11 protein-coding genes are annotated in these 13,597 nt (G+C 65.3%); all 11 read right to left on the minus strand.

Annotated features, from left to right (window positions below):
- Positions 1-18: 18 nt before the first annotated feature.
- A complete protein-coding gene (cheA, locus tag AC1DQ3_RS21430) occupies positions 19-2,040 on the minus strand; it encodes a chemotaxis protein CheA (RefSeq protein ID WP_477122164.1) in 2,022 nt (673 codons plus the stop codon).
- A 59-nt stretch (positions 2,041-2,099) separates the two neighbouring features.
- On the minus strand, positions 2,100-3,107 hold the full coding sequence (gene motB, locus AC1DQ3_RS21435) for a flagellar motor protein MotB (RefSeq protein WP_477122165.1): 1,008 nt from the start codon (positions 3,105-3,107) through the stop codon (positions 2,100-2,102).
- An 18-nt stretch (positions 3,108-3,125) separates the two neighbouring features.
- Complete coding sequence (gene motA / locus AC1DQ3_RS21440) at positions 3,126-3,989, minus strand: flagellar motor stator protein MotA (RefSeq protein ID WP_477122166.1); 864 nt, start codon at positions 3,987-3,989, stop codon at positions 3,126-3,128.
- A gap of 468 nt (positions 3,990-4,457) precedes the next feature.
- The gene (gene flhC / locus AC1DQ3_RS21445) at positions 4,458-5,063 is read right to left on the minus strand and encodes a flagellar transcriptional regulator FlhC (RefSeq protein ID WP_477122167.1); all 606 of its coding nucleotides are present in this window, start codon (positions 5,061-5,063) and stop codon (positions 4,458-4,460) included.
- Complete coding sequence (gene flhD / locus AC1DQ3_RS21450; RefSeq protein ID WP_477122168.1) at positions 5,060-5,377, minus strand: flagellar transcriptional regulator FlhD; 318 nt, start codon at positions 5,375-5,377, stop codon at positions 5,060-5,062. The genes flhC and flhD overlap by 4 nt, the downstream gene beginning before the upstream one ends.
- A 412-nt stretch (positions 5,378-5,789) precedes the next feature.
- On the minus strand, positions 5,790-6,524 hold the full coding sequence (locus AC1DQ3_RS21455; protein WP_477122169.1) for a DUF4088 family protein: 735 nt from the start codon (positions 6,522-6,524) through the stop codon (positions 5,790-5,792).
- A gap of 85 nt (positions 6,525-6,609) precedes the next feature.
- Positions 6,610-8,439, minus strand: a complete 1,830-nt coding sequence (locus AC1DQ3_RS21460; RefSeq protein ID WP_477122170.1) for a methyl-accepting chemotaxis protein — start codon at positions 8,437-8,439, stop codon at positions 6,610-6,612.
- A gap of 111 nt (positions 8,440-8,550) precedes the next feature.
- Complete coding sequence (locus AC1DQ3_RS21465; protein WP_477122171.1) at positions 8,551-10,197, minus strand: methyl-accepting chemotaxis protein; 1,647 nt, start codon at positions 10,195-10,197, stop codon at positions 8,551-8,553.
- A 45-nt stretch (positions 10,198-10,242) separates the two neighbouring features.
- A complete protein-coding gene (locus AC1DQ3_RS21470; protein WP_477122172.1) occupies positions 10,243-10,719 on the minus strand; it encodes a chemotaxis protein CheW in 477 nt (158 codons plus the stop codon).
- Between the two features lie 169 nt (positions 10,720-10,888).
- A complete protein-coding gene (locus AC1DQ3_RS21475; protein ID WP_477122173.1) occupies positions 10,889-11,272 on the minus strand; it encodes a response regulator in 384 nt (127 codons plus the stop codon).
- A 265-nt stretch (positions 11,273-11,537) separates the two neighbouring features.
- Positions 11,538-13,487: a putative bifunctional diguanylate cyclase/phosphodiesterase gene (locus AC1DQ3_RS21480; protein ID WP_477122174.1), complete on the minus strand. Its 1,950-nt coding sequence runs from the start codon at positions 13,485-13,487 to the stop codon at positions 11,538-11,540.
- Positions 13,488-13,597 lie beyond the last annotated feature (110 nt).

Here is a 13,597-nt window from a genome sequence, read left to right on the forward strand (position 1 = left end):
GTCTTGTTCTCCTGAGCGTTAAGCAAGCGCCGGGTCTTGGCGGCGCACTCCGGTGCGCTGCAGCGCACCGACGTCCACGATCAGTGCCACGCTGCCGTCGCCGAGGATGGTGGCGGCGGAAATGCAGGGCACCTTGCGGTAGTTGGTTTCGAGATTCTTCAGCACGACCTGGTGCTGGCCGATCAGCTGGTCCACCAGCATGGCGAAGCGCTTGCCTTCGGCCTGCAGGATCACGGCGATGCCTTGGGTCGGTTCATGCACGGCATCGGCCACGTTGAACACGCGGTGCAGCTCCAGCAAAGGCAGGTACTCGCCGCGCACATGCATGACGCGGTCGTTGTTGGCCGCCGTGTGCACGTCTTCCGGCTTGGGCTGCAGCGATTCCATCACGCAGTTCAGCGGCAGGATGAAGGTTTCGGCGCCCACCTTGACGGACATGCCGTCCAGGATCGCCAGCGTCAGCGGCAGCACGATGCGGGTGGTGGTGCCCTGGCCCGGACGCGAGGTAACCTCGACGTGGCCGCCCATCTCCTGGATATTCCGCTTGACCACGTCCATGCCCACGCCGCGGCCGGACAGGTCGGTCACCGCTTCGGCGGTGGAGAAGCCCGGCGCGAAGATCAGTTGCCAGACTTCCTCGTCACTGATGTTCTCCGACACCGGCAGGCCATTCTGCAGCGCCTTGGCGAGGATCTTGTCGCGACGCAAGCCGCCGCCATCGTCGCTGACTTCAATGACGATGTTGCCGCCATGATGCTGTGCCGACAGGATCAGCTGCCCGGTGGGCTCCTTGCCCGCGGCAACGCGCTTGTCCGGCGTTTCGATGCCGTGGTCCAGGCTGTTGCGCACCAGGTGGGTCAGCGGGTCGATGATGCGCTCGATCAGGCTTTTGTCCAGCTCGGTGGCCTTGCCGAAGGTGACCAGATCGATCTGCTTGCCCAGCTTGGCCGCCAGGTCGCGCACCAGGCGCGGGAAGCGCGAGAACACATAGTCCATCGGCATCATGCGGATCGACATCACGGCTTCCTGCAGGTCGCGCGCATTGCGCTCGAGCTGGCCCATGCCGGAGAACAGGCGGTCGAACAGCACCGGATCGAGCGCCGAGGCCGTCTGCGCCAGCATCGATTGCGTAATGACCAGTTCGCCCACCAGGTTGATGATCTGGTCGACCTTCTCGGTCGGCACGCGGATGGAGCCGGACTCCTGCGCGTGCACGGCGGCAGCGGGCTGCGCCTTGGCTTTTTCCTTGGCGGGGGCCGGCGCCGCGGGCGCTGCCGCCGCGGCGGCTACGGGAGCCGGAGCCGGTGCTGCAACCGCTGCCGGGGCGGGTGCCGGGGCAGCCGCCGCAGCCGGCGCGTCCGCCGCTTCCACCACGATCTGGTCGCCGTCGACGACGAAGCAGCACACGGCGATGATGTCGTCGGCACTGCACTGGCTCTGCAGCCACACGGTGAGATCGCCGCCCTCTTCCTGCTGGCCGGTGATCTCGCCCAGGTTGGCGAGTTCCTCGCGCAACAGCGCCTGGTCCGACGGCGACACCTTGAGCAGCGTCACCTTCAACGCACCGCCCGCGGCAGGCGTGGGGGCCGGCACGGCGGCTGCCGCCGGAGCCGGCGCAGGCGCCGCCGCTGGCGCACCGTCCGCAGCCTCCAGCGCCAGTTGCTGAAGAACGGCGCAGATACGCGCCAGCGTTTCCGGATCGGGTTCAGTACCGTTACGGTAGGCGTTGAGCTGATCTTGCAACACGTCCTTGGTTTCCAGAAAAGTGTCGATGATGGTCCGGGACAATGCCAGTTCCCGCCGCCGCGTACGGTCGAGCAGGTTCTCCAGCAGGTGCGTGGTTTCGGTCAGGGCGGCGAAGCCGAAGGTGGCGGCGCCGCCCTTGATAGAGTGGGCTGCGCGAAAAATCGCATTCAGCTCTTCCGCATCGGGGGATTCGAGATCCAGCCCGAGCAGCAGCTGCTCCATTTCCACGAGGAGCTCTTCAGCTTCTTCAAAGAAGGTCTGGTAGAACTGTGTGATATCGATATCGACAGACATAACCGTCCTGGCTCACTGAGATTTGCTGCGAAGCCCGCTGCCGGCATGGCAGGCGGTCTTCATTGAACGCTGCCCGGCCTGGCCGGGGCGGCGACGGCGTTGCCCTGCGCAGCCGCGGCCGAAGCCGACGGTGCGGTTGCGGGGGCGGAGGCGGCCGCCAGGCCTGCCTGCATTTCCTTGCCGGCTTCGCCGGCCTTTGCCGCCACCGTCACCTCGGCGGCACTGGCATTCTCGGCCTCGATCCTGGCCTGCGCGCGCTGGTTCAGCACCACGATGCTGATGCGGCGGTTGACCGGGGCCAGCTCATCGTTCTTGTCCAGCGGCATGGTCGCGGCCAGGCCGATCACCCGCAGCACCTTGCCTTCATTCATGCCGCCGGCAATCAGCTCGCGCCGCGAAGCATTGGAACGGTCCGAGGACAGTTCCCAGTTGCTGTACGTGCGCTCGCCATTGGAATAGTTGGCGGCATCGGTATGCCCCGACAGGCTGACCTTGTTGGGCAACTCGTTGAGCACCGGGCCGATCTCGCGCAGGATGGTGCGCATATATGGCTCGACCGCAGCGCTGCCGGTGCGGAACATCGGGCGGTTCTGCGTATCCAGGATCTGGATGCGCAAGCCTTCGCTGGTGATATCGAGCAGCAATTGCGGGCGGAACTGGCGCAGCACCGGGTTGTTTTCGATGATCTGCTCGAGCCGCTTCTTGAGCGCGCGCAGGCGCTCGGCTTCCTGGCGTTCCTTGGCCTTCTGCACGGCGTCGTCAGGCGTCTTCCTGACTTCCGCGTCCTGGCGGGTGATATCGAGACCGCCCCCCGGGATCACGCTGGAGGACAGGCTGCTCTTGTTGCCGCCCGCAATCGCCACCTTCAGCGGCGTGCGAAAGTACTCCGCCAGCTGTTGCAGATCCTTGGGGGGCTGGGCCTTGATCAGCCAGAGCACCAGGAACAGCGCCATCATCGCGGTCATGAAGTCCGCGTACGCGATCTTCCACGAACCGCCATGATGCGCGCCGACGCTTCGCTTGATGCGCCTGACGACTATGGGATGCGAACCGTGCTCACTGCTCATCGCTGTCGCTCCTCTTCGTCAGGTAATGCTCTTGACTTCGCGGACGTGGTCGTCCAGCTCGAGGAAGGAAGGCCGCTCCGTCGAGTACAGCACCTTGCGGCCGAATTCAACGGCAACCAGCGGCGCATACCCATTGAGCGAGGCGAGCAGCGTGACCTTGATGCACTCGTACATCTTCACGGTCTCGTTCACCTGATGCTCGACGCGCGACGCCAGCGGCGAGACGAAGCCATAGGCCAGCAAGATGCCGAGGAAGGTACCGACCATGGCGTGCGCGATCAGCGCGCCCAGCTCGGCCGGTGGCAGGTCCGCCGAAGCCAGCGCATGCACCACGCCCATCACCGCGGCGACGATGCCGAAGGCGGGCAGGCCGTCGCCGACGCGGTTCAGCGCGTGCGCCGGCACCTCGGCCTCGTGGCGGAAGGTCTCGATCTCGTGATCCATCAGGGTCTCGATCTCGAAGGCGTTCATATTGCCGTTGACCATCATGCGCAGGTAGTCGGTCAGGAACTCCATCATCCCCGGGTCGGCGAGGATGCGCGGATACTGGCTGAACACGCTGCTGGCAGCGGGATCCGCGATTTCCTTTTCCAGGAACAGGATGCCTTCGCGGCGCGCCTTGGACAGCAGGACATAGAGCAGCGCCATCACTTCCATGTACAGCGCCTTGCTGTACTTGCTGCTGCGGAACAGCGTCGGCAGCACCCGCAGGGTGGCCTTGATCGCCTTGCCATTGTTGGCGCTGAGAAAAGCGCCAACTGCCGCACCACCGATGATGACAAGCTCTGCCGGTTGATAAAGCGCGCCCATATGGCCGCCGGTCATGGCATATCCACCAAGCACCGACGCCAATACGACAACAAAGCCAATTACAACTAGCACGATTGATTCCCCGTCAGAAAAACACGCGTCAGGCACGCACAAGGGTCGCCTTGGCGGGAAAGGCGGCTTCACCGCCTGCCCCGGCAAGACTCACCAACCACGCAATCTGCCCTCGGACCCGAGACCTGGAAATTCAGGGACACGGAGACCTGGAGGCCATAAGACCTTGAGACCTTGCGACTCCGGGACCCGGAGCCCCGGAGCCATGCAGTCCTGTGACTTATGACTTAACGACGCCAGACGGCAAGACTTGAAGACTTATTGACCCAGCATGGATGATCTTCCAGTGCGGGGATCGGCAATCCGGCGAACAAGCTTGGGTTTCCTCCCGAATTCCCACGATGGCCAGGCCTGAACGCGGGTACGCTTGGCGGATTGCCACGGGCGCACGGCGGCAGGATTCCCACCGGCAGCCCGGGCATGGGCCCGGGCTATCCGCTTGGCAACGTCTTGGCCGAATCGCTTCAGTCAGGCAACCACTTGCGCGGGAGCGACGTCCTTCGAGAGCTTCTTCGCCTTGCCGGCACGTGAGGGAGGTCGGCACAGGCTGCATACGAAATTCGCATGCGGCTCGTACGCGTGCGCAACGAACTGCCCGCCGCAGCACGTACAGCTGGAAAGCTGCAGCATGTTGCTCTCGAAAAACCTTACTAACGTCCAGGCGCGGGTGAAACTTAAGACAATTTCGCTTTCGAGCAGCGATACGTGCTCAAGATAGAGCCGATAGGCCGCCACCACGGCGCGGATGCCAGCCGTCTCGCCCTGCTGGACCATGAACTGATAGGCCGAGAAGAACAGCGAGGAATGGATGTTTGGCAACCAGGTGGTGAACCAGTCGGTCGAGAAAGGGAGCATGCCCTTGGGCGGCGAGGCGCCGCGCAGCTCCTTGTAGAGGCGGATCAACCGATCGCGCGAGAGCGTGGTCTCGGCTTCAAGCACCTGCAGGCGCGCACCCAGGCCGATCAGCTCGATGGCGAGCTGGGTCTGGTTGGCATCCTGCAGGACGCTCTTGCGATTGGGAACCGGAGCGGCCGTGGTACTCCGGGGTGACGGGGCCTGCAGGAGCGCGGTCAATTGAGCGACTCCACGGGCTGCCGTGCGAGCAGGATCGCAGCATGGATCTGCTGCATATCATGGCTCTTGGCCGTATGGGTGAGTGTCGACAGCAAAGTATGGTCATCGAACCGAAAACGGCACAGGACCATGTTTGAAGCTGCCAGCTTGACCAGCTGGGCCGGTGTCAACTTGGCGAGAATATCGGCAATTTCCTTGCTGACACCAAGCCTGAACATGGCTTCCAGATGGTTTTCGCGCACCAGGCGTTGCGCGAGCAGCAGATAGGCGAGATTGACCTCCCTGATCTCCTGGAGAACTTCACTGCTTTCCAATTTTTCCCCGCTACCAAAAACCCTTCGACCGCTTGTCCGGCGCTTACCCGTAGCCGAAGGCTGAAGGCGACCAGATCGTTTGAGTGCGTGTGCGACGGGGTACTGCATACAACAAGAGAACTACGCTTGGTCAGACTTATCCGAAACGTTACAGGTGTTACAGAGTGTAAGTGCAACTGTGAGAGTTATATCGGCAATTGGACCGCACTGCCAATCCCCTCTTACGTTGGGGTACAGTAATGTCGCATGAAACATACATGGGACACAAAGTTTGTAGCAAGTCACGTTGCTGTCATCTGATTCGCATCAAAACTGTTACTAGTCTGTAACAGAGGAAAAGCTCCAAACCTGCCTCCCGGATCGCCCGCCCGGGCAACGCACTAGTCGCATTCCACTATTGACGGACGTGGCGTTACTGCACTAGCACACGACGCAGCCATGCGGCGACCCTTGCGAAGAGGTCATCGGGGTCCTCTCGAAACAGATGCGGGGAGGTTTGCTCCACCTGCTCCAGGACGCGTGCAGCCTCTTCGGCACTCACGGAGCCGTAGTCCATGGCCAGCCCCATCGTCGCGCGCAGCTCGCCCAGCCGCGAGCGCGCCGTGCCCGCGATGCGTTCCGTCTGCACCATGTACATCAGGTCGTAGACCCGGCGCCGCAGGCTTTCCGCCACACGCCAGGCCGGCGTCTGCATCTGCTCCTCGAGTGCACGGATGTCCACCGCCGAGGTCGCCAACTGGGACGCCAGGCTGTCCGTGAAGGACGGGTCCGCCCCGGCCTCCGCCAGGATCTGCCGGGACCATTCGCGGGCGTGCGCAAGCCGTTCCTGGGGCGTCCATTCGTAACGTGTCGCCAGGCCGTAGCCAAAGCGCTGCGCGTCGCGCATCAGGGTCGCCATGGCGTTGGGCAACTGCTTGTTGAACACACGCTTGGCCCATGCGTATTCCCCGCCCGACAACAGCCGCGTGACGGCGCGCTCGGTGAGCGGGCCATCATGCTGAAGCAGGCGCGCGCGCAGGAAATCGTCAAAGCTGGGCGGCGTGAATTCGCTGTCCAGCCCGGTGGAGAGCTTGACGAATTGCTCGAACTCCGTTTGCAGCTTGGCCGCGGTATCCGCGGGAAGCGCCAGGGTGATATCGGTAGTCATGATGTGCGGTGCTGAGCAACGCCTGGGCGATGCCGAGGGTGGGCCACTGCCGGCCGGGGCCGGCGGCGTGGACCCTGCCCTGTTGTCAGAAGGCGCTCCAGTCGCCACTGTCGGACGTGGCAAGCGCAGCGGGACGGGCAGCGCGGGCGGGGACGGGCGTGCGCGCTTCATGGGTCCCCTCGCGGCTCTGCTCGCGCCCACCCTTGTCCACCAGCGCCGGCTCGGCGGCCTGGGCCGCTTCCGGGCGGGCGGCACGCGTGGACGGTTCGCTCCGTGCCGGCCTGGCCGCGGCAATCGCTTTGGGACGCGCGGCTTCGGCGCGCGAACCGGCGAAGGCATCGGTCTCGGCCAGCCGGAAGCCGGCCACCGCGTTCTGCAGGTGCGTGGCCTGGTCCTCCAGCGAACCGGCCGCGGCCGCGGCCTGCTCCACCAGCGCCGCATTCTGCTGTGTCACCTCGTCCATCTGGCTCACGGCCTTGTTCACCTGCTCGATGCCCGAGCTTTGCTCGGCGGACGCCGCGCTGATTTCGCCCATGATGTCCGTCACGCGCTTGACTGCCTGCACGATCTCCCCCATGGTCTGCCCGGCCTGGCCCACCAGCGCCGAGCCGTTGTCCACCCGCGCCACCGTATCGCCGATCAGGCCCTTGATTTCCTTGGCCGCGTTCGCGCTGCGCTGCGCCAGGCTGCGCACCTCGCCCGCCACGACGGCAAAGCCCCGGCCCTGTTCGCCGGCGCGCGCGGCTTCCACCGCTGCGTTCAGCGCCAGGATATTGGTCTGGAAGGCAATGCCTTCGATCACGCCGATGATGTCGACAATCTTCTTCGAAGCCCCGTTGATATCATCCATCGTCTGCACCACGCGGCCAACCACTTCGCCACCCTTGACGGCAGTCTCCGACGCGTTCGCCGCCAGCCCGCTGGCCTGCCGCGCGTTGTCCGCGTTCTGGCGTACCGTGCTGGTCAGCTGTTCCATGCTCGACGCGGTTTCTTCCAGCGACGCTGCCTGCTGCTCGGTGCGTTGCGACAGGTCGCTGTTGCCCGCGGCGATCTCCCGCGAAGCGGAGGCGATCGACTCCGCCGATTCCTTGAAATTGCGCAGCATGGTGGACAGTTGCTGCTGCATCTGTTTCATGGCGTGCAGCAGGCTGCCCTTATCCCCATTGCGCAGATTCACTTCGCCTGAGAAATCGCCCCCGGCAATGCGCGCAGCGATGGCCGCGGCGTAGCCCGGCTCGCCGCCCAACTGCCGCGCCAGCGTACGAGCGAGGAAGGCGCCGAGCAGCACCGAGACGGCCAGGCCGCCCAGCACCAGGCTCAGCATCCACAGGCGCGAAGCCGTATAGACGCCGCGTGCCTCCTCCATGTTGGCCAGCGCGCGATCGTCGCGGCGCTTGACCATCTTGGCCATCACGTCCTCCAGCGCGCGGCTGTCCTTGATCAGCTCGGCGCTCTCGGCAAATACCTGGCTCTCGAACTGGGAGGTATCGAGCGGCTGTTTACCCACCAGCGCCACATACTTGGCCAAGCGGTCCCGGTAGGCCGGCAGCAACGTATCGTATTGCTTGATCAGGACTACGCCCTCGGACTGCGTGAACGCCCGGCGTGCGCGCTGCATGCTCTCGTCCACCATGCCCAGCGATTTCTCGATCTGGTCCTTCTCGGTGGCACGCTCCCCCATGGTCGATGCCGACAGCAGGGCGATCTGGGCGCGGCTGCCATAGAGCAGGCTGATATTGGCGGACTGCACCGCCTTGAGCGCCTGCAAGTCATCGTTATAGATCTTGCCGGTCCAGTCAGCCATGCGTCCCATATTGACGACGCCCAGCAGACCCATTACCGCGCCGATAAGCGACACGACCAGAAAGCCAACGACCAGCTTGGTCGTGACGCGCAGCCGATTGAACCATTGCATGCAGACTCCCTCTTTTTCTGATTGACTTGACCGGGCGCCCCATTTGTCCGTGCCGGCGGATTGCCGGGAATGCGGATGACAGGTGCTGCCTCTTTTTGCCAGAGCAGCGCTTCAGGCTGACTGCTTCAACGTATTGCCTTGACTTGATGCCTTGCCTACCCGTGCCGGCCGCGCTTCCGGCCGCATGGTGACGCGGAAGGTGGCCACCGCATCGCGCAGGCGCCCGGCCTGGTCTTCCAGCGAACCGGCCGCGGCCGCGGCCTGCTCCACCAGTGCCGCGTTCTGCTGCGTCGCCTCGTCCATCTGGCTTACGGCCTGGTTCACCTGCTCGATGCCCGAGCTTTGCTCGGCGGACGCCGCGCTGATCTCGCCCATGATGTCCGTCACGCGCTTGACTGCCTGCACGATCTCGCCCATGGTCTGCCCGGCCTGGCCCACCAGCGCCGAGCCGTTTTCCACCCGCGCCACCGTATCGCCGATCAGGCCCTTGATTTCCTTGGCCGCGTTCGCGCTGCGCTGCGCCAGGCTGCGCACCTCGCCCGCCACGACGGCAAAGCCCCGGCCTTGTTCGCCGGCGCGCGCGGCTTCCACCGCTGCGTTCAGCGCCAGGATATTGGTCTGGAAGGCAATGCCTTCGATCACGCCGATGATATCGACAATCTTCTTCGAAGCCCCGTTGATATCGTCCATCGTCTGCACCACGCGGCCAACCGCTTCGCCACCCTTGACGGCGGTCTCCGACGCATTCGCCGCCAGGCCGCTGGCCTGCCGCGCGTTGTCCGCGTTCTGGCGTACCGTGCTGGTCAGCTGTTCCATGCTCGACGCGGTTTCTTCCAGCGACGCTGCCTGCTGCTCGGTGCGTTGCGACAGGTCGCTGTTGCCCGCGGCGACCTGGCGCGTGGCCGTGGAGATGCTGGACATGCCGTCCTGGATCTCGCTGACCACCGACAGCAAGCTGCGCTGCATGGTGCGCATGGCACGCGCCAGCGCGCCGATCTCGTCGCTCGCGCGGTAGTCCAGGCGCGTGGTGAGGTCGCCGGCACCCATGCGCAGCGCGAAGTCGAGCATGGCCTGCACCGGCCGGTTCACGCGTGCCAGCAGCAGGGTGCCGGTGACGAAGGAAGACGCCACCGCCAGTGCGAATCCACTCCACAACCAGGGCCGCAGCGCGCCCGTGGCCGCGCCGTCCGCCAGCACCTCGAAGGCGGCCAATGCAGCCAGGAACCACGCCAGACCTGCCACTTGCGATATCAGGATGCGCTGCTTCAGCGTGGTCTTGGCCAGGCGCCCCGGCAAACCCGCCAGGCCACGCCGCACGACCGCGCCGTCGCGCACCGCCAGCCCGTGGCCCCCCTCGCGCAGGCGTGCGTAGGCCTTGTCGGCCGCATCGATCTGCGCGCGCTGCGGCATCGCCCGCACGGAGGTGTAGCCCACCAATTGGCCGTCGACGATGGTCGGCGTCACCGTGGCGCTGACCCAGTAGAAATCGCCATCCTTGCGGCGGTTCTTGACGATGCCGACCCAGGAGCGGCCGGCCTGGATCGTCTTCCACAGGTCGGCGAACGCCTCCGGCGGCATGTCCGGATGGCGCACCAGGTTGTGCGGGGCACCCAGCAGTTCCTCGGCCTCGAAGCCGCTTGCCTCGATAAATGTGCGATTGGCAAACGTGATGCGACCCTTCAGGTCGGTCCTGGAGATCAGGTAATCGTCTGCGCGGAGCTTGTACTCTCGGGCGGTGACGGGTTGATTATTTCGCATGGATGGAGGACTGCGTGGATCGGGCTCTGTCTGGTTGCTGCCGCCTCAGGAGGCCGCGGCTGCCTCAAGCGCTGCGAGTTCTTCGGTGTCCAGCAGTTTCTCGATGTCGACCAGGATCAGCATGCGGTCTTCGACCGAGCCGATGCCACGGATGTAGTCGGTGTCGCCGGACAATTGGGGGGCCTGCCGGATCTGGCCTGGGGCCAGCGTGAGCACGTCGGACACGCCGTCGACCACGATGCCGGTGATGCGCTCGTGCAGGTCGACGATGATCACGACGGTGTACTGGTCATAGTTGACCTTGTCCTGGCGGAACTTGATGCGCAGGTCCAGGATCGGCACGATGATGCCGCGCAGGTTGACCACGCCCTTGAGATAGGCGGGCGCATTGGCGATCTGCGTGACGTTTTCATAGCCACGGATCTCCTGCACCTTGAGGATGTCGACGCCGTATTCCTCGCCGCCCAGCCTGAACGCGAGGAATTCTTCTCCCGCGCCGTCTGTCTTGTTTCCGGTTTTCATATTCCTGGCTCCTCGCTGCCATGACCGGCCATCGCACGCAACCAAAGGCACAGCAGGCCGGCCCGGGAATGGGCAGCCTTGCCGTGACCCGGCGAGCGCCGAGGCACGAATATCGTCTACCTCTTAACGGCAGTTCGTCGCGTGCCTGAAGGGTAACAGTGACAAGGCATTACCCTACCTTGGGGGGGTCCAGCAGCGTGCTCACCGCTTCCATCAGCTGATCCGGGTCGAATGGCTTGGCCAGGAAGCCGGAGGCGCCGGCGTCGCGGGCTTGCTCGCGCACCTGGCAGTCGGCCTCGGTGGTCAGCATCAGCATCGGGATGGCCGCATAGGCGGCGGTCTTGCGCAGCGTGCGGATCAGGGTCAGGCCATCCGTGCCGGACATGACCTGGTCGGTCACCAGCATGCCGAACGCCGTATCCATGGCCAGGGCCAGCGCCCCGTCGCCATCGGCGGCCTCGGATACGGTGTAGCCCCCGGCGCGCAGGCAGGCGCCGATCATGCGGCGCAAGGAGGGAGAATCGTCGACGACAAGAATATGAGGCAAAAACATAACGGCTCCATTGACAGCACGATGGTGAGTCCACACGCCCAGGTCCTGGCCCGGTGGACCGATATTCGTTTTCGCCTGGGACGGCGGCAGCGGGCAAACCAGAGCGATTACCCTGTGCGGTCCCATGCCGGGGACGAGGCGGATGCGCGCTGCCGCGCGTCACTCGCGCAGCCGTTGCGAACCGCGCCGCTGCGGGAGATATCGGCAGCGGGGGAAAAAACCGTAGGACGGTTGCGATGATCAGGCGGATTTGCTACTCCCCGGCTCAATCCCCCGCAACCAGCCTGGCGAATGCCCCCGGATCCAACGGATGCGACAACAGATACCCCTGCACCTCGTCGCACTCCATCGCTGCCAGAATATCCAGCTGCGAATTCGACTCCACCCCTTCCGCCACCACCCGCATCCGCAGCTCATGCGCCAGCGCCACCATCGACCCGACAATGGCCCGGCCTTGCGGGTCGGCATCGAGCCCGCCAATCAGGGTCCGGTCGATCTTCAGCGTGCCGACGCGCAGACGCTTGAGATACCCCAGGCTGGAGTATCCGCTGCCAAAATCGTCCAGCGCGACATGAATGCCAAGCGCCTGCAGCTCGGCCAGCGTCTCAAGCGATTTCGCGATGTCCTTCATCGCCGCGGTCTCGGTGATCTCCAGCGTGACGGCCGACGGCGGGATGTCGTACAGGTGGATCTGCCCGAGCAGGTATTGCGGGAAATCGCGGCTGGCAAAGCGCAGACCAGAGACATTGATAGCCATCGGCACGGTCGGGAGGCCCTCGTCCTGCCATTGCCGGATCTGCCGGCACACCGTGGCGATCACCCAGTCGTCCAGCTTGTCGATCTGGCCGGACTGCTCGGCCACCGAGATGAACTCGGCGGGATTGACCTGCCCCAGCGTCGGATGGCGCCAGCGGCATAGCGCCTCGGCGCCGATCACGGTGCGCAGCCGCACATCGAACTTCGGCTGGTACTGCAGCGCGAGGCCGTCGTCCTGGATGGCCAGCCAGAGGTCGCGGCGGATGACCCGCATGCGGCGCGCGCGCTCGCCGGCCGCGGAATTGAACACGCGCACCTGGTTGGAACCGCTCGCGCGCGCTTCGCTCAGGCTCACTCGTGCCGCCTGCATCAGGGCCGCGGAAGTTTGCGCGTCGCGCGGGTAGATGGCGATGCCGATATTCACCCCGATCTGCATCTGCAGGCCGCGCGCGGACACGAAATCCGCGAGCGAGCCCAGCAAGCGCGCGCCCAGTTCACTGGCGCGGTTGTGCTGGATCATCTCGGGCACGCCGACCGCGAACTCGTCGCGCGCCAGGCGCGCCAGGAAATCGTGCGGCTCCAGCGCTGCCTGCGCCAGCGCCCCGGCATCCTGGGCCAGGATATCGTCCGCGCGCACCTCGAAGACTTCGTCGACCTCGCGAAAATCGGCAATATGCACCAGCAGCACGGCGCAGCCGGTTTCCGCCAGCCGTGCCTGCGCGATCGACTGATCGAGCCAGCGCCCGAAGGCGGTGCGGTCGGGCAGATCGGTACTGACGCTGTACTCCCCGACCGTGCCTTGTCCGCGCGCGGCCGCGCGCACGGTCAGGCGGCCCGGGATGCGGCCGCGCCGCCGTATCGGCAAGGCGGTGGTGCCGCCCTTGACGTGGCGATGGTCGTCGAACATCTCCTCCTGCGCTTTAGCATGCGGGCTGGCGAAGCCGGGTGTGTCGGCCAGTTGCCAGGCGCGCAGGTTGGCACGGCGCAACAGGAAGAACCCCAGCGACACCAGGAGCAGCACGGCCACGGCGAGCCAGGCCGGCTGCATGAAATTGCCGGGTTCCACGCATAGCGCGGACGGGCGCAGGGCGTCTCCGCACAGCGTGCTCAGGCGCGCGCCTGCGACCACCAGCACCCCGGCGCCGGCCAGCGCCGCCGCCAACCCGGTGCCGCGCAGCAGGGGGAACTGCCGGCGCAACCAGGGGATGGCAAGCGTGAGCGCAGCAGTCAAGGCAAGCACGGCCACGGTCTGCGAGACCTCGCGCGTGCCGCGCAGGCTGCCGGAAGCCAGCGCGACCCACATCGGCAGGCCGACGGACGCTGGCGACAACAGCAAGACGGCCCATTGCAGCGTCCGGCCGGGTCCGCCCGCCGGCAGCCGGTCCGGCTTGGCTGCGCGTATCCCCAACCCGACCGCGAGGCCGAGGAGGGCAGCGAGCAGCAGAAGACTAGCACTCATGTCAGTTAGGAACCTGCGCAAAAATGGAGGCGACGATGCGGATGATGCGGGCACAAGACCCGCATCATCGCATCACGCGCGCTCCCCTGGTAATGAAAACGGCGGCAAGC

This window comes from Cupriavidus sp. 01T418 (assembly GCF_056398885.1).